At 70.6% G+C, this 16371-nt stretch carries 12 protein-coding genes and 2 rRNA genes (1 of these 14 running past the window's edge); 7 read left to right on the top strand and 7 right to left on the bottom strand.

Annotation, left to right across the window (positions count from 1 at the left end; genetic code table 11):
- Positions 1–84: 84 nt before the first annotated feature.
- Positions 85–1173 carry a FecCD family ABC transporter permease gene (locus PV796_RS29275; protein ID WP_274916449.1) on the bottom strand — a complete coding sequence of 363 codons (1089 nt, stop codon included), beginning with the start codon at positions 1171–1173 and terminating at the stop codon, positions 85–87.
- 77 nt (positions 1174–1250) lie between these two features.
- Complete coding sequence (locus PV796_RS29270) at positions 1251–2309, bottom strand: FecCD family ABC transporter permease (RefSeq protein ID WP_274916448.1); 1059 nt, start codon at positions 2307–2309, stop codon at positions 1251–1253.
- Positions 2310–2419: 110 nt separating this feature from the next.
- Here PV796_RS29270 and PV796_RS29265 point away from each other — a divergent pair, with 110 nt between their 5' ends.
- Together PV796_RS29265 and PV796_RS29260 are read left to right on the top strand one after the other, a co-directional pair.
- The gene (locus PV796_RS29265; RefSeq protein WP_274916447.1) at positions 2420–3445 is read left to right on the top strand and encodes an ABC transporter substrate-binding protein; all 1026 of its coding nucleotides are present in this window, start codon (positions 2420–2422) and stop codon (positions 3443–3445) included.
- A gap of 73 nt (positions 3446–3518) precedes the next feature.
- Positions 3519–4403, top strand: coding sequence for a siderophore-interacting protein (locus tag PV796_RS29260; RefSeq protein WP_274916446.1), 885 nt, complete (start codon positions 3519–3521; stop codon positions 4401–4403).
- Between the two features lie 69 nt (positions 4404–4472).
- Here PV796_RS29260 and PV796_RS29255 read toward each other — a convergent pair whose 3' ends face one another.
- Positions 4473–5504, bottom strand: coding sequence for an HAD-IIA family hydrolase (locus PV796_RS29255; protein WP_274916445.1), 1032 nt, complete (start codon positions 5502–5504; stop codon positions 4473–4475).
- A gap of 180 nt (positions 5505–5684) precedes the next feature.
- Here PV796_RS29255 and PV796_RS29250 point away from each other — a divergent pair, with 180 nt between their 5' ends.
- The 5 genes from PV796_RS29250 (at position 5685) to PV796_RS29230 (ending at position 12395) form a co-directional block, all read left to right on the top strand.
- Complete coding sequence (locus tag PV796_RS29250) at positions 5685–6950, top strand: DUF1015 domain-containing protein (protein WP_274916444.1); 1266 nt, start codon at positions 5685–5687, stop codon at positions 6948–6950.
- A 142-nt stretch (positions 6951–7092) separates the two neighbouring features.
- Positions 7093–8658 carry a pyridoxal phosphate-dependent decarboxylase family protein gene (locus PV796_RS29245; protein ID WP_274916443.1) on the top strand — a complete coding sequence of 522 codons (1566 nt, stop codon included), beginning with the start codon at positions 7093–7095 and terminating at the stop codon, positions 8656–8658.
- A 40-nt stretch (positions 8659–8698) separates the two neighbouring features.
- Positions 8699–10024: a lysine N(6)-hydroxylase/L-ornithine N(5)-oxygenase family protein gene (locus PV796_RS29240; RefSeq protein ID WP_274916442.1), complete on the top strand. Its 1326-nt coding sequence runs from the start codon at positions 8699–8701 to the stop codon at positions 10022–10024.
- Positions 10021–10593, top strand: coding sequence for a GNAT family N-acetyltransferase (locus PV796_RS29235; protein ID WP_274916441.1), 573 nt, complete (start codon positions 10021–10023; stop codon positions 10591–10593). The genes PV796_RS29240 and PV796_RS29235 overlap by 4 nt, the downstream gene beginning before the upstream one ends.
- Complete coding sequence (locus PV796_RS29230; RefSeq protein ID WP_274916439.1) at positions 10590–12395, top strand: IucA/IucC family protein; 1806 nt, start codon at positions 10590–10592, stop codon at positions 12393–12395. Before PV796_RS29235 ends, PV796_RS29230 begins: the two co-directional genes overlap by 4 nt.
- Positions 12396–12492: 97 nt before the next feature.
- Here PV796_RS29230 and PV796_RS29225 read toward each other — a convergent pair whose 3' ends face one another.
- The 4 genes from PV796_RS29225 to PV796_RS29210 all read right to left on the bottom strand — a co-directional run.
- A complete protein-coding gene (locus tag PV796_RS29225) occupies positions 12493–13251 on the bottom strand; it encodes a hypothetical protein (RefSeq protein ID WP_274919292.1) in 759 nt (252 codons plus the stop codon).
- Positions 13230–14057, bottom strand: a complete 828-nt coding sequence (locus tag PV796_RS29220; RefSeq protein ID WP_274919411.1) for a hypothetical protein — start codon at positions 14055–14057, stop codon at positions 13230–13232. The genes PV796_RS29225 and PV796_RS29220 overlap by 22 nt, the downstream gene beginning before the upstream one ends.
- 203 nt (positions 14058–14260) lie before the next feature.
- Positions 14261–14377: ribosomal RNA gene (rrf, locus tag PV796_RS29215) — 5S ribosomal RNA — on the bottom strand.
- 168 nt (positions 14378–14545) lie between these two features.
- A 23S ribosomal RNA gene (locus PV796_RS29210) occupies positions 14546–16371 on the bottom strand (it continues 1295 nt past the right edge of the window).

Genomic DNA, 16371 nt, shown 5'->3' with positions numbered 1-16371 from the left:
CTCCTGGGGTGGTGGGGGTCGTCGGGTCAGGGGCGCCGCGGGGGCGCGGGGGCCGGGCGGGGACGGGCGCGCCGGCGCGCTGGCTCACACCCGTCCCGCCTTCCGCTCGATGACCAGCAGCCACAGCAGATAGCCGCCGCCGAGGACGCCGGTCAGCACGCCGACCGGCAACTGGTCGGCGCCGAAGAGCCGTTGGCTGGCCCAGTCCGCGCCGACCAGCAGGGCGGCGCCCATGAGGGCGGCGGGCAGCAGGTTGGGGCCGGGCGAGCGGGTGGCCCGGCGGGCGAGCTGGGGCGCGGTGAGGGCGACGAAGGAGATCGGGCCGGCCGCCGCGGTACCGGCCGCGACGAGGATGACGGCGGCCAACAGCAGGGTGATCCGGACGCGTTCGGTCCGCACGCCCAGCGCGGCGGCCGCGTCGTCGCCCATCTCCAGCATCCGCAGCGGGCGCGCCTGGAGCAGCACCACCGGGACGAGCACCGCGCAGACCGCGGCCAGCGGCCAGACCTGGGTCCAGTCGCGACCGCTGAGCGAGCCGGTCATCCAGGCGGTGGCCCGGGTCGCGTCGTAGATGGTGCCCTTGGTCAACAGGTAGAGCACGACGGCGTAGAGCATGGCGGCGGCGCCGATGCCGACGAGGACGAAGCGGTAGCCGTGGATGCCGCGCTTCCAGGCGAGCAGGAAGATGGCCAGCCCGGTGAGCACCCCGCCGGCGACCGCGCCGCCGGCCACCGCGAAGGTCCCGCCGTGGAACCACACGATCACGATCAGCGCGCCGACCGACGAGCCCTGGGAGAGGCCGAGCATGTCCGGGCTGCCCAGCGGGTTGCGGGAGACGGCCTGGAAGACCGCGCCGGCGAGGCCGAAGGCGGCGCCGACCAGCAGCCCCACCAACACCCGCGGCAGCCGCAGTTCGTGGACGATGAACTCCTGGCCCGTCGTGCCGCCGCCGGTCAGGGTGGACAGCACCTGTGACGGCGTCATCGGGTAGTCACCGGAGCCGATCAGGGCGACCGCGGCGGCCAGCGCGACGGCCAGCAGCAGGCTCCCGACCAGTACGGCGCGGGCGTCCAACCGGAGCGAGAGGCCGCCCGCGGTGCGCACCGCGCGGGCCCGCCGGCCCGGCGTCCCCGTGGACGGCCCGGCCTTCTGGGGCTTCACTGTCGCGTTCACTGCGCTCTCTCCTCGTTCCTCCCCGGCGCGGCCCGGGCGCTGTCCGGTGGCCGGCCCCGGCCCTCCCCGTGCGGCCGTCACAGTTGGGCCATCCGTCGGCGCCGGACGAGGTAGATGAAGACCGGGCCGCCGATGACGGCGGTGACGATGCCGACCTGGAGTTCGCCGGGCCGGGCCACCACGCGGCCGAGCACGTCCGCGCCGACCAGCAGCACCGGCGAGAGCACCGCCGAGTACGGCAGGATCCAGCGCAGGTCGGGGCCGGTGAGGGCGCGCACCGCGTGCGGCACCATCAGGCCGACGTAGACGATCGGGCCGCAGACCGCGGTCGCGCCGCCGCACAGCAGGGTGACCGCGACCATCGCCAGCACCCGGGTGCGGGTGAGCCTGGCCCCGAGCGCCCGCGCCTGGTCGTCGCCGAGCGCGACGGCGTTCAACGGGCGGGCCAGCAGCAGCGCGAGGACCGCGCCGGCCACCAGGAACGGCGCGATCTCGGTCACCGTCGGCATGGTCGCGGAGGCCAGCGAGCCGACCGTCCAGAAGCGCATCCGGTCCAGCGCCGCGGAGTTCAGGAGGTTGACGGCGTTGAGGTAGCCGGTGAGGACGGCGGTCAGCGCGGTGCCGGCGAGCGCGAGCCGGACCGGGGTGGCGCTGCGGGTGCCGCCCAGGACGTAGACCGCGACCGAGACCACCGCGGCGCCGGCGAAGGCGAACCAGACATAGCCGGACAGCGAGGTGACGCCGAGGAAGCTGATGGCGGAGACCACCGCGGCCGAGGCGCCGGCGTTGATGCCGAGCACGCCGGGGTCGGCGAGCGGGTTGCGGGTGAGCGCCTGCATGACGGTGCCGGCCAGGCCGAGGGCGGCGCCGGCCAACAGCCCGAGCAGGGTGCGCGGCAGCCGCACGTCGCGGATGACGACGTCGGTGTCGGAGCCGGAGTAGTGGAACACCCCGTGCCACACCTGGTCGAGGGGGATCTGCTTGGCGCCGACCGCGATGCCGAGGACCGCGACGACGGCGAGCACGCCGACGGAGGCGGCGAGTCCCGCGGCACGGGCGGCCGATCGTCGGCGGGGCGCGGTGGGGGGCGGCGCCGCCTCGGGGGGACTGGCTGCGGGGGGACTGTCGACCAACACGTCAGTTAGGTTAGCCTACCCTCACACGTTGTCGATCTGCCGGCCCTTCCGGTTCGGCCTGCCCACCATGCCCGTTGGGGCGTGCAGCTCCAGAGAGAAGCACCAAAGCCATGCGAACCACCCGAAGCGTATCCCTGTCCCGTCGCGGCGTGCTGGCCGCGGGCGGCGCCGTCGGCATCGGCGCCCTGCTCGCCGCCTGCGGAGGGGGCAAGGAATCCGGGGGCGCGGGCGGCGGCAAGGGCGGCCCGTGGTCCTTCACCGACGACCGCAAGCAGAAGGTCTCGCTCTCCGAAACCCCGCGCCGCATCGTCGCGTTCACCGGCACCGCGGCCGCGCTGCACGACTTCGGCATCGGCGACCAGATCATCGGCGTCTTCGGCCCCACCAAGCTCGGCAACGGCAAGCCCGACCCGCAGGCCGGCGACCTCGACGTCGACAAGGTCACCATCATCGGCAACGCCTACAACCAGTTCAACGTCGAGAAGTACGCGGGCCTCGCCCCCGACCTGCTGGTGACCAACATGTACGAGCCGGGCGCGCTCTGGTACGTCCCGGACGACAGCAAGGACAAGATCACCAAGCTGGCCAAGTCCGTGGCCCTCACCGCCTCCCGGAAGCCGCTCGACCAGATCATCGGGCGCTACGCGGACCTCGCGGCCGCGCTCGGCGCGGACCTGAAGGCCAAGAAGGTCACCGACGCCAAGGCCCGCTTCGAGCAGGCCGCCGCGCGGCTGCGCAAGGCCGCCGCCGCCCACCCGGTCAAGGTCCTCGCCTGCTCCGGCAGCGCCGACCTCTTCTACGCCTCCAACCCGGGCGTCAACGCGGACCTCATGTACTTCAAGTCCCTCGGCGTGGACCTGATCGTCCCCGACCACCTGGACAAGGGCGGCTACTTCGAGTCCCTGAGCTGGGAGAACGCCGACAAGTACAAGGCGGACGTGCTGCTGCTGGACAACCGCACCGCCACCCTCCAGCCCAAGGACCTGGCCGCCAAGCCGTCCTGGACCAAGCTCCCCGCCGTCAAGGCCGGCCAGATCGCCCCCTGGTCCAGCGAGCCGCGCTTCTCGTACGCCGGCGCCGCCCCGCTGCTGGAGTCGCTCGCCCAGGCCATCGAGAGCGCGAAGAAGGTCAACTGACCTAAACCCGGGCCGGCTTGACCGCCGGCCCGGTCCACCCGCCCCAGCCCGCCCCGTCCCGGGAGGTTCCGACATGACCGCGACCGCCGCCCCCACCACCGCGCCGTTCCGCTTCTTCGACGTCCAGGTCGTCCGCACCCGGCGGCTCGGCCCGTCCATGGTCCGGATCACCTTCACCGGGGAACGGCTTGAGGAGTTGGCCTCCGGCGGCCGGGACCAGCGCTTCAAGCTGTTCCTCCCGCAGCCCCACCAGGCCGCGCCGGTCTTCGAGGACATGGGGGACGGCTGGTACGCGGCCTGGCGAGCCCAGGACCCGGCCGAGCGCCCGGTGATGCGCTCGTACACCATCCGCGAACAGCGCCACGACCCCTGCGAGTTCGACGTGGACTTCGCGCTGCACGGCGCCGACGACCCCGCCTCCCCCAGCAGCGGCCCGGCCAGCCGCTGGGCGCTCGCGGCCCGGCCCGGCGACCGGCTGACCGTCCTCGCGCCGGCCGTCGAGGACAACGGCGGGGTGGACTTCCGGCCGCCGCCCGGCACCGACTGGATCCTGCTGACCGGCGACGAGACCGCCCTGCCGGCCATCGCCGGCATCCTGGCCTGGCTCTCCCCGGGCACCACCGTCAAGGTCTGGATCGAGGTCGGCCACGACGGCGACCAACAGCCGCTGCCGACCTTCGCGGACGCCGACGTCACCTGGCTCGCCCGGGACCGCTCCACCGCCCACCAGGGCGAGGCCGTCCTTTCCGCGCTGCGCGCCGCCGAGCTGCCCGAGGGCACCGGGTACGCCTGGATCGCCGGTGAGGCCGGCACCGTCAAGGCGGTGCGCCGGCACCTGGTCGGGGAGCGCGGATTCGACCGCCGGGCGGTCAAGTTCACCGGCTACTGGCGGCGCGGGGCCACCGAGGAGGACCTGATCGCGGAGCTGACCGCGGCGGCCACCGCCACCGCCAAGTGAGCCGTCGGGCCCCGCCGCTCCCCGCGGCGGGGCCCGCCCGCATCCTCCGGTCACGCACCTGACGTGACGTCACATACTGATCCGGTGCAGCGCCTTGGCCGGGTCCACCGGGCAACTCCCCCCGCCCGCTTCGGTCCAGGCCGCCGCGCACAGCGCCCGCAGCCCGTCCAGCGGCTCCCCCTCGCCGTCCACGACCAGTTCGCCCCCGGCGGCCTCGGCCCGCCAGCCGCCGCAGGCGAAGCCGGCGCCGTCCGCCGTCACCTCCGGCTGCGGCCGCAGCAGCCCGCGCAGGTCCGCGTCCACGTAGCTCGGCCGGTGCGCGGGCGGCGCGGCCAGCAGCTCCGCCGGCGTGGTCACGCCGGTGAGCACCAGCAGGGAGTCCACCCCGCCGTTCCAGGCACCCTCGATGTCGGTGTCCAGCCGGTCCCCGACCACCAACGGCCGCCGCGCACCGGTCCGCAGCACCGTCTCCCGGTGCATCGGCGGCTGCGGCTTCCCGGCCACCTGCGGCGCCCCGCCGGCGGCGATCCGCACCACCTCGACCAGCGCGCCGTTGCCGGGCGCGATGCCGCGCTCCTTGGGGATCGTCAGGTCGGTGTTGGAGGCGAACCACGGCACCCCGCGCTGCACCGCGTACGCGGCCTCCGCCAGCCGCGCCCAGTCCAGCGTCGGGTCGTAGCCCTGCACCACCGCCGCGGGGTCGTCGTCCGCCGAGTCGACCGGCACCAGGCCCCGCTCGCGCAGCGCCACCCGCAGCCCCTCGCCGCCGACGGCCAGCACCCGGGAGCCGGCCGGCACCTGCTCGGCGATCAGCCGGGCCACCGCCTGCGCGGAGGTGATCACGTCCTCGGGGGTCGTCGGCAGACCGAATCCGGACAGTTGGTCGGCCACCGTCCGCGGCGTGCGGGCCGCGTTGTTGGTGACGTACGCCAGGTGCATCCCGCCGTCCCGGGCCGCGGTCAGCGACGCCACGGCATGGTCGATCGCCCGTCCGCCGGCGTAGACCACCCCGTCCAGATCCAGCAGCGCCGTGTCGTACGCCTCGCTCAACGCGCGCCGGCACCCGTCGGGTCGACCTCGCCCGCGAACCTGCTCGTTCATGCCGTCCCGCTCCTCGCTCCTCCGTGCCGCACGGAGGGGGTCCCTCGTGCGCGGTGCGCGGGTCGTTCCCGAACCTCACCGGGCCCGCCCGTCGGCACCCGCGCGGCTACCGATGTTTCCGGCCGAACGCGGCCGCTCCCCCGATCATCCCGCACCCCCTTCCCGGCATAGCATTCTTCAATGACCACATCCGACGGCCTCCGCCTCCTCCCGTTCCGCGGCCTGCGCTACGCCCCGGACCGGGTCAGCAGCCTCACCGCGGTCACCTCCCCGCCCTACGACGTCGTGGTCCGCCCGGACGGCGTCCGGGCGTTGGAGACCTCCGATCCCTACAACATCGTCCGGCTGATCCTGCCGCAGGCCCCCGACCCGGCCACCCGCCACCGCCAGGCCGCCGACACCCTGCACCGCTGGCGCGAAGAGGGAATCCTCACACCGGACCCGCAGCCCGCGCTGTACGTCTACGAGCAGCGCGCCGGCGACCTCCTCCAGCGCGGCCTGATCGGCGCGCTCCGCCTGGACGGTCCGGTGCTGCCCCACGAGGACGTCATCCCGGAGGTGGTCGCGGACCGGGCCGCCCTGATGGACGCCGCGGCCGCCAACTTCGAGCCGCTGCTGCTGTCGTACTGCGGCGACGGCACCGCCAACGGCGCCGCCGGCGTCATCGAGCGCACCGCCCAGCACCCCCCGTTGCTCGCCACCACCACCGAGGACGGCTTCGCGCACCGCCTGTGGGCGGTCACCGACCCCGCCGAGTTGGCCGCCGTCGACGCGGACCTGGCCCGCCGCCGGGCGCTGATCGCCGACGGCCACCACCGCTGGGCGACCTACCGGCGGCTGTACGAGCAGCGCCCGGACGCCGGGCCCGATTCCCCCTGGGCCTCCGGCCTGGTGCTGCTGGTCGACACCGCCCGCTACCCGCTCCAGGTCCGGGCCATCCACCGGGTGTTGCCGCACCTGCCGCCCGTCAAGGCGCTGGCGGACGTGGCCGGCGCGTTCCGGGTCCGCCGGCTGCCGGGCGAGCTGTCCGCCGCCCTGGAGGCGCTGGCCAAGACGTCCGGCGCGGCCTTCGTGCTCGCCGGCGGCCCGGACTGCTTCCACCTCCTGGACCAGCCCGACCCCGGGCTGCTCGACCGCGCGATCCGCACCGACCGGCCCGAGGCGTGGCGGCAACTGGACGCCACGGTGCTGCACTCGGTGCTGCTGGACGAGGTCTGGCGGATCCCGGACCACCCGTCGGACATCGGCTATCTCCATCACACCGAGGCGGCGGTGGCGCAGGCCGCCCGGCACGGCGGGACGGCCGTCCTGATGCGCCCCACCTCCGAGGAGACGGTCCGTCAACTCGCCGAGCAGGGCGTCACGATGCCCCGGAAGTCCACGTCGTTCGGACCGAAGCCGGCCACCGGTCTGGTGCTGCGGACCCTGGAGGAACAAGGGGACTGACGGCCCCCAGCGGGCACCCCGAATCCACCCGGTGATCCAGTTAGGTTAGGCTTACCTCACTGCGTCATCGGGCGGATTCCCTGCCCCTGTGCACCACCTGCCTGCACAGGACGCGGTCGACCCGCACCAGGGAGGGCCCCTCATGAGTCTCCTCGCGCACCCCGCCGAGGACCCGGCCGACAGCCGCACCCATCTCCTCAACCACCGCACCGCCGACCGCTACCACGCCGCCGTCACCGACAGCGTGACGCGGCTGCGCGACCGGTTCGCCACCACCGAGCGCCCCTTCACCGGCGTCCGCGTCGACGAACTGGCGCCCACCGTCGCCGCCGTCGACCTCGACGCCCCGCTCAACGACCCGGCCGCCGCCCTCGACGAGCTGGAGCACCTCTACCTCCGCGACGCGATCTACTTCCACCACCCCCGCTACCTCGCGCACCTCAACTGCCCCGTGGTGATCCCCGCGCTCGTCGGCGAGGCCGTGCTCTCCGCCGTCAACTCCTCCCTCGACACCTGGGACCAGAGCGCCGGCGGCACCCTGATCGAGCGCCGCCTGGTCGACTGGACCGCCGAGCGGATCGGCCTCGGCCCGGACGCCGACGGCATCTTCACCAGCGGCGGCAGCCAGTCCAACCTCCAGGCGATGCTGCTCGCCCGGGACGAGACCTGCCACCGCGAACTGGCCCGCGACGACGCCGACGACGCCGAGAGCGCCGACGCCCGCCGCGCCGCCCTGCTGCCCCGGCTGCGCATCCTCACCTCCGCCGTCAGCCACTTCAGCATCCGCAAATCCGCCACCCTGCTCGGCCTCGGCGCCGACGCCGTCATCGCCGTCCCGGTCGACGACACCAAGCGGATGCGCACCGACGCCCTCGCCGCCGAACTGGAACGCTGCCGCCGCGACGGCCTGATACCCATGGCGGTCGTCGCCACCGCCGGCACCACCGACTTCGGCTCCCTCGACCCGCTCCCGGAGATCGCCGACCTCGCCACCCGGTATGGCGCCTGGATGCACGTGGACGCCGCCTACGGCTGCGGCCTGCTGGTCTCCCGCCGCCGCGCCCTCCTCGCCGGCATCGAGCGCGCCGACTCGGTGACCGTCGACTACCACAAGTCCTTCTTCCAGCCGGTCAGTTCCAGCGCCGTCCTGGTCCGCGACCGCGCCGCGCTGCGGCACGTCACCTACCACGCGGACTACCTCAACCCGCGCCGGATGGTCGAGCAGCGCATCCCCAACCAGGTCGACAAGTCGCTCCAGACCACCCGCCGCTTCGACGCCCTCAAACTCTGGCTGACCCTGCGCACCATGGGCGCGAGGGGCATCGGCGAACTCTTCGACGAGGTCATCGACCGGGCCGCGGACGGCTGGAAACTGCTGCACGACGACCCGCGCTTCGAGGTCGTCGTCGAGCCCCAGCTCAGCACCCTGGTCTTCCGCTACCTCCCCGGCGGCACCCAGGACCCCGACCCCGAGCTCACCGACCGGGTCAACCTCCACGCCAGGGAAGCCCTGTTCGCCTCCGGCGCCGCGATCGTCGCCGGCACCAAGGTCGACGGCCGGCACTACCTGAAGTTCACCCTGCTCAACCCCGAGACCACGCTCGACGACATCGCCGCCGTCCTCGACCTGATCGCCGAGCACGCCGGCCGCTACCTCGCCGAGCAGCCCGGCGCCGGCCGCCCCGCCCCGGCCCTCAGCGCCCCCTGACACCTCCCCGACCGACCACCCCCCTGCGGAGAGACATCCCGTGACCGTCCCCCACGAGACCCCCTACGACTTCCTCGCCATCGGCCTCGGCCCGTTCAACCTCGGCCTGGCCTGCCTGACCGCGCCCATCGAGGAGCTCAACGGCCTCGTCCTCGACGACCGTCCTGGCTTCGACTGGCACCCCGGCATGATGCTGGACAGCACCCACCTCCAGGTGCCGTTCATGGCCGACCTGGTCACTCTCGCCGACCCCACCTCGCCCTTCTCCTTCCTCAACTACCTGAAGGAATCGGGCCGGATGTACTCCTTCTACATCCGCGAGAACTTCTATCCGCTGCGCGCCGAGTTCAACGACTACTGCCGCTGGGCCGCCGGCAAGCTGGACAGCATCCGCTTCTCCCACACGGTCACCGCCGTCGAGTACGACGAGCGCGCCGAGCTCTACCTCGTCCACGCCGACCACCGCGGCGAGCGCCACACCTTCCGCACCCGCAAGCTGGTGCTGGGCACCGGCACCCCGCCGCACCTGCCCGAGTCCTGCCGCGACCTGGGCGGCGACGCGGCGCACAACTCCGGCTACCTGGACGCCAAGCCAGCCCTCCAGGCCAAGGACAGCATCACCCTGATCGGCAGCGGCCAGAGCGCCGCCGAGATCTACTACGACCTGCTCCAGGACATCGACGCCCACGGCTACCAGCTCACCTGGGCCACCCGCTCCCCCCGCTTCTTCCCCCTCGAATACACCAAGCTCACCCTGGAGATGACCTCCCCGGAGTACGTGGACTACTTCCACGCCCTCCCCGCGGCCACCCGCGACCACCTCAACGCCACCCAGAAGCACCTCTACAAGGGCATCGACTCCGAGCTGATCAACGCCATCTTCGATCTGCTCTACCAAAAGCGCCTGGCCGGCCCGGTCCGCACCCGCCTGCTCACCAACTCGGCCCTGACGGAAGCCCGTTACGACGAGGCCACCGGCACCTACACCCTCGGCATGCACCAGGCCGAACAGGACCGCGACTTCACCCTCACCACCCAGGGTCTGGTCCTCGCCACCGGCTACCGCTACCGCATCCCCGCCTTCCTGGACCCGGTCCGCGACCGCATCGCCTGGGACGCCCAGGGCCGCTACGACGTCGCCCGCAACTACAGCATCGACACCACCGGCCGCGACATCTTCGTGCAGAACGCCGAGCTGCACACCCACGGATTCGTCACCCCCGACCTCGGCATGGCCGCCTACCGCAACTCCTGCATCATCCGCGAACTCCTCGGCCGCGAGCACTACCCGGTCGAAAAGGCCATCGCCTTCCAGGAGTTCGCCGCCCCGGCCGGCCCGCACGACCCGATGGAGATATCCGCGTGAACGCCCCCCTCTTCACCCGCACCGACCCCGCCCTCGGGGAGTTCACCCTGCGGCCCGTCGACCCGCTCGCCGACGCGCCCGTCCTCCACACCTGGGTCACCCACCCCAAGGCCGTCTTCTGGCTGATGCAGGAGTGCGATCTGCCCGCCGTCGAGAAGGAGTTCACCCGGATCGACGGCGACCCCCACCACGACGCCTTCCTCGGCCTGCACAACGGCACCCCGGCCTTCCTCATGGAGCGCTACGACCCCGCCCACCGCGAACTGGTCGGCATCCACGCCGCCCGCCCCGGCGACGTCGGCATGCACTTCCTCACCGCCCCGACGAACGCCCCCGTCCACGGCTTCACCCGCGCGGTGATCACCACCGTCATGGAGATGCTCTTCGCCGACCCGACCGTCGAGCGCGTGGTCGTCGAACCCGACACCCGCAACACCGCGGTGCACGCCCTCAACGAGTCCGTCGGCTTCGAGGTCGTCCGCACCGTGCAACTCCCCTCCAAAGACGCCCACCTCAGCATCTGCACCCGCGACCAGTTCCTGGCCACCCGAGGAGACCACCGCCCATGACCGCCCCGCAGCAGCCCGCCCAGGACGCCGTCGCCCACCTCACCCCCGAGCTGTGGGCGCGCGCCAACCGCGCCCTGGTCCGCAAGGCCCTCGCCGAGTTCACCCACGAACGCCTGCTCACGCCCGAGCCGTTGGGCGTAGCGGACGGCGCCGACCGCTACGCCGTCCGCAGCGACGACGCCACCACCACCTACCGCTTCACCGCCCACAGACGGGCCCTCGACCACTGGCAGATCGATCCGGACAGCATCAGCCGCCACCGCGACGACGCCGAACTCCCCCTGGACGCACTGGACTTCATCACCGAGTTCCACACCTCCCTCGGCCTGTCCGAGACCATCCTCCCGGTCTACCTGGAGGAGATCAGCTCCACCCTCTCCGGCACCGCCTACAAGCTGGCCGGCAAGGCCCCCACCGCCGCCGAGCTCGCCGCCGCCGGCTTCCAGGCCGTCGAGACCGGCATGACCGAGGGCCACCCCTGCTTCGTCGCCAACAACGGCCGCCTCGGCTTCGGCGTCCACGAGTACCACGCCTACGCCCCCGAGGCCGCCGCCCCGCTGACGCTCCTGTGGCTGGCCGCCCACCGCGACCACACCACCTTCACCGCCGGCGCCGGCCTCGACTACGCCACCCTCATCGACGCCGAGCTCCCCGCCGAGACCCGGGCCCGCTTCACCGCCACCCTCACCTCCCTCGGCCTCGACCCGGACGCCTACTTCTTCTTCCCCACCCACCCCTGGCAGTGGTGGAACAAGCTCTCCGTCACCTTCGCCGCCGAGGTCGCCCAGCGCCGCCTGGTCTGCCTGGGCCCCGGCGACGACCAGTACCTCGCCCAGCAGTCCATCCGCACCTTCTTCAACACCACCAGCCCCGAGAGGCACTACGTCAAGACCGCCCTGTCGGTCCTCAACATGGGCTTCATGCGCGGCCTCTCGGCCTCCTACATGGAGGCCACCCCCGCCATCAACGACTGGCTGGCCCGCCTGATCGACGCCGACGACACCTTCCGCGCCGCCCGCTTCTCGATCATCCGCGAGCGCGCCGCCATCGGCTACCACCACCGCCAGTACGAGGCCGCCACCGAAAAGGGCTCCCCGTACCGCAAGATGCTCGCCGCCCTCTGGCGCGAGAGCCCGGTCCCCACCCTCGAACCGGGCCAGCGGCTGGCCACCATGGCCTCCCTCCTCCACGTCGACCGCGCCGGCGACTCCTTCGCCGCCGCCCTCATCGCGGAATCCGGCCTGGCCCCCGAGGTCTGGCTCCGCCGCTACCTCGACGGCTACCTCACCCCGGTCCTGCACGCCTTCTACGCCTACGACCTGGTCTTCATGCCGCACGGCGAGAACGCCATCCTGGTCATCGAGGACGGCGCGGTGGCCCGGGTGATCTTCAAGGACATCGCCGAGGAGATCGCCGTGATGTCCGCTGACGCGGTCCTCCCGCCCACGGTGGAGCGCATCCGCGCCGACGTCCCCGACGACCAGAAGCTGCTCTCCGTCTTCACCGACGTCTTCGACTGCTTCTTCCGCTTCCTCGCCGCCACCCTCGCCGACCGCGGCACCCTCGACGAGGACACCTTCTGGCGCACCGTCGCCGCCACCGTCAGCGACTACCAGGCGGCCCACCCCCACCTCGCCGACAAGTTCGCCGAACACGACATGTTCACCCCGGAGTTCGCCCTCTCCTGCCTCAACCGCCTCCAACTGCGCAACAACGAGCAGATGGTCGACCTCCAGGACCCCGCCGGCGCCCTCCAACTCATCGGCACCCTCCACAACCCCATCGCCCCCTACGCCCCCTGACCACCTCCCTCCCCCACAAAAAGAAGAAGGGCGGGCCCACCCGGGCCCGCCCTTCTCGCCGTCTCGACTACCTCAGCGCATCCATGCGCCGACTCGCCTACTCACCCTTGTCCGTGCCCTCCTCGGAACCGGACCCGACCGTGCGCTCAGCCTCGGACCCGGCCTCCGCCTCGTCCTCCTCCAACGCATCGGTGAACTGCACCCCGTCCAGCTCAGCCAGCCGGTCCGACGCATCCGTGGCACCGGCCTGATCGGCCTCCAGCGCCCTGGCGAACCAGTCCCGCGCCTCGCCCTCGCGCCCGACCTCCAACAGCGCGTCCGCATACGCGTACCGCAGCCGGGCCGTCCACGGGTGCACCGCGCCGGACGCCAACTCAGGGCTCTGCAGCGTCACCACCGCGGCGTCCGCCTGCCCCATGTCCCGCCGGGCCCCTGCCGCGACCAGCCGCATCTCGACCTGGCCGGCCCGGTCCAGCCGCTGCACCTCGGGCTCACCGGCCATCGCCAGCGCCTTCTCCGGCCGCCCGAGCCCCCGCTCGCAGTCGGCCATGACCGGCCACAGCTCCGCGCTGCCGGTCATCCGCCGCGCCGCCCGGAACTCCTTGAGCGCCTCGCCGTACTTCCCGGACGCGTACGCCGCGAAGCCCGCGGCCTCGCGCACCGCCGCAACCCGGGACGCCAGCCGCAGCGCCACCAGCGAGTACCCGTACGCCTTCTCCGGTTCCTCGTCGAGCAGCCGCGCGACCATCACCAGGTTCTTGGCGACGTCCTCGGCGAGCGTCTTCGGCAGGCTCTGCAGCTCCTGCCGCACCGCCTTGTCGATCTCATCGCCGGTCACGTCCTCCGGAATCGGCAGCCGCCTGATCGGCTCCCGATCCCGATCCCGCCGCTCATCCCGCCGCTCATCCCGACGGAACCCGCCACGGTCCTCACGCCGGTCGTCCCGTCGGAACCCGCCACGGTCGCCGCCCCGGTCATCGCGACGGAACCCACCGCGGTCGTCACGCCGGTCGTCCCGACGGAAACCGCCACGGTCGCCGCCCCGGTCGTCCCGACGGAAGCCACCGCGCTCGCCACCACGGTCGTCCCGACGGAAACCGCCACGATCGCCGCCGCGGTCGTCCCGGCGGAAGCCACCGCGCTCGCCACCACGGTCGTCACGCCGCTCATCGCGACGGAACCCGCCACGGTCGCCACCGCGCTCGCCACCACGGTTGTCACGCCGCTCATCGCGACGGAAGCCACCACGGTCATCGCGCCGCTCGTCCCGACGGTCATCCCGACGGAACCCACCGCGCTCGCCGCCACGGTCATCGCGACGGAAACCACCACGGTCGTCACGACGCTCGTCTCGACGGTCATCGCGCCGGACCCCCCCGCGCTCACCACTCCGGTCGTCCCGGCGGAAGCCGCCCCGGTCGTCACGACGCTCGTCCCGTCGGAACCCGCCGCGGTCGTCACGCCGTTCGTCCCGACGGTCGTCACGACGGTAACCACCGCGGTCGCCGCCCCGGTCGTCACGCCGTTCATCGCGCCGGAAACCGCCACGGTCATCGCGCCGTTCGTCCCGACGGTCATCCCGACGGAACCCGCCACGGTCGCCGCCACGCTCATCGCGACGGAACCCACCGCGGTCGCCACCCCGGTCGTCACGACGGTCATCCCGACGGAAACCACCGCGGTCGCCGGCGTCGCGCCTCGGCCGGCGCTCCGAACGATCGTCGGAAGAGTTGGTGGACATCGACGTGACTCCTGTCTTCGGTACTGCGTTCATTCTCACGCACCGACCCCTGCGGCGCGCTCCGGCAAAACAAAAGGACCCCTGGTCCCAGCTGAACGCTGGGACCAGGGGTCCTGGAAAAATTGTTCGGCGGCGTCCTACTCTCCCACAGGGTCCCCCCTGCAGTACCATCGGCGCTGAAAGGCTTAGCTTCCGGGTTCGAAATGTAACCGGGCGTTTCCCTAACGCTATAACCACCGAAACCCATTCGGTTTCGAGCGAACAAGCACACTCTTCAGTTAGTAAAGTGAATCTGGCACCCCGCAAAGCGGGACATCAGCTAGTTCACCGAATCCGAAAAACTTCGAAACTTAGAACAACCGTTGGTCTGTTCGTGGCTTCAGAACCAACACAGTGGACGCGAGCAACTGAGGACAAGCCCTCGGCCTATTAGTACCAGTCAACTCCACACCTTACGATGCTTCCATATCTGGCCTATCAACCCAGTCATCTACTGGGAGCCTTACCCCATCAAGTGGGAGGGAGCCCTCATCTCGAAGCAGGCTTCCCGCTTAGATGCTTTCAGCGGTTATCCTTTCCGAACGTAGCCAACCAGCCATGCCCTTGGCAGAACAACTGGCACACCAGAGGTCCGTCCGTCCCGGTCCTCTCGTACTAGGGACAGCCCTTCTCAAGACTCCTACGCGCGCAGCGGATAGGGACCGAACTGTCTCACGACGTTCTAAACCCAGCTCGCGTACCGCTTTAATGGGCGAACAGCCCAACCCTTGGGACCGACTCCAGCCCCAGGATGCGACGAGCCGACATCGAGGTGCCAAACCATCCCGTCGATATGGACTCTTGGGGAAGATCAGCCTGTTATCCCCGGGGTACCTTTTATCCGTTGAGCGACGGCGCTTCCACAAGCCACCGCCGGATCACTAGTCCCTACTTTCGTACCTGCTCGACCCGTCAGTCTCACAGTCAAGCTCCCTTGTGCACTTACACTCAACACCTGATTACCAACCAGGCTGAGGGAACCTTTGGGCGCCTCCGTTACCCTTTAGGAGGCAACCGCCCCAGTTAAACTACCCACCAGACACTGTCCCTGATCCGGATCACGGACCCAGGTTAGACATCCAGCACGACCAGAGTGGTATTTCAACAACGACTCCACACCAACTGGCGTTGGCGCTTCACAGTCTCCCACCTATCCTACACAAGCCGAACCGAACACCAATATCAAGCTATAGTAAAGGTCCCGGGGTCTTTCCGTCCTGCTGCGCGAAACGAGCATCTTTACTCGTAATGCAATTTCACCGGGCCTATGGTTGAGACAGTCGAGAAGTCGTTACGCCATTCGTGCAGGTCGGAACTTACCCGACAAGGAATTTCGCTACCTTAGGATGGTTATAGTTACCACCGCCGTTTACTGGCGCTTAAGTTCTCAGCTTCGCCTGAACGAATCCAGACTAACCGGTCCCCTTAACGTTCCAGCACCGGGCAGGCGTCAGTCCGTATACATCGCCTTACGGCTTCGCACGGACCTGTGTTTTTAGTAAACAGTCGCTTCTCGCTGGTCTCTGCGGCCACCCCCAGCTCAGACAGAAAATGTCATCACCAGAAATGGCCCCCCTTCTCCCGAAGTTACGGGGGCATTTTGCCGAGTTCCTTAACCATAGTTCACCCGAACGCCTCGGTATTCTCTACCTGACCACCTGAGTCGGTTTAGGGTACGGGCCGCCATGAAGCTCGCTAGAGGCTTTTCTCGACAGCATAGGATCATCCACTTCACCACAATCGGCTCGGCATCAGGTCTCAGCCTTAACATGTGACGGATTTACCTACCACACGGCCTACACCCTTACCCCGGGACAACCACCGCCCGGGCTGGACTACCTTCCTGCGTCACCCCATCGCTTACCTACTACAAGTCTGGTCCGTCGGCTCCACCACTCCCCTTTGCCCGAAGGCTCCAGGGCGGCTTCACGGACTTAGCATCGCCTGATTCAGTATTGGGCGCTCCAAAGCGGGTACCGGAATATCAACCGGTTGTCCATCGACTACGCCTGTCGGCCTCGCCTTAGGTCCCGACTTACCCTGGGCAGATCAGCTTGACCCAGGAACCCTTAGTCAATCGGCGCAAGAGTTTCCCACTCTTGTATCGCTACTCATGCCTGCATTCTCACTCGTGAACCGTCCACAACTCGTTTCCACGGCTGCTTCACCCGGCACACGACGCTCCCCTACCCATCA

It is taken from the genome of Streptomyces sp. WZ-12, assembly GCF_028898845.1.
Classification (GTDB): domain Bacteria; phylum Actinomycetota; class Actinomycetes; order Streptomycetales; family Streptomycetaceae; genus Streptomyces.
This window is presented reverse-complemented; position numbering and strand designations above follow the sequence as displayed.

Bases quoted from the DNA above. Each gene is read 5' to 3' on its own strand.
- PV796_RS29265 (WP_274916447.1), top strand. From the start codon at position 2,420: ATGCGAACCACCCGAAGCGTATCCCTGTCCCGTCGCGGCGTGCTGGCC.
- PV796_RS29260 (WP_274916446.1), top strand. From the start codon at position 3,519: ATGACCGCGACCGCCGCCCCCACCACCGCGCCGTTCCGCTTCTTCGAC.
- PV796_RS29255 (WP_274916445.1), bottom strand. From the start codon at position 5,504: ATGAACGAGCAGGTTCGCGGGCGAGGTCGACCCGACGGGTGCCGGCGC.
- PV796_RS29250 (WP_274916444.1), top strand. From the start codon at position 5,685: ATGACCACATCCGACGGCCTCCGCCTCCTCCCGTTCCGCGGCCTGCGC.
- PV796_RS29245 (WP_274916443.1), top strand. From the start codon at position 7,093: ATGAGTCTCCTCGCGCACCCCGCCGAGGACCCGGCCGACAGCCGCACC.
- PV796_RS29230 (WP_274916439.1), top strand. From the start codon at position 10,590: ATGACCGCCCCGCAGCAGCCCGCCCAGGACGCCGTCGCCCACCTCACC.
- PV796_RS29220 (WP_274919411.1), bottom strand. From the start codon at position 14,057: ATGACCGTCGTGACGACCGGGGTGGCGACCGCGGTGGGTTCCGTCGCG.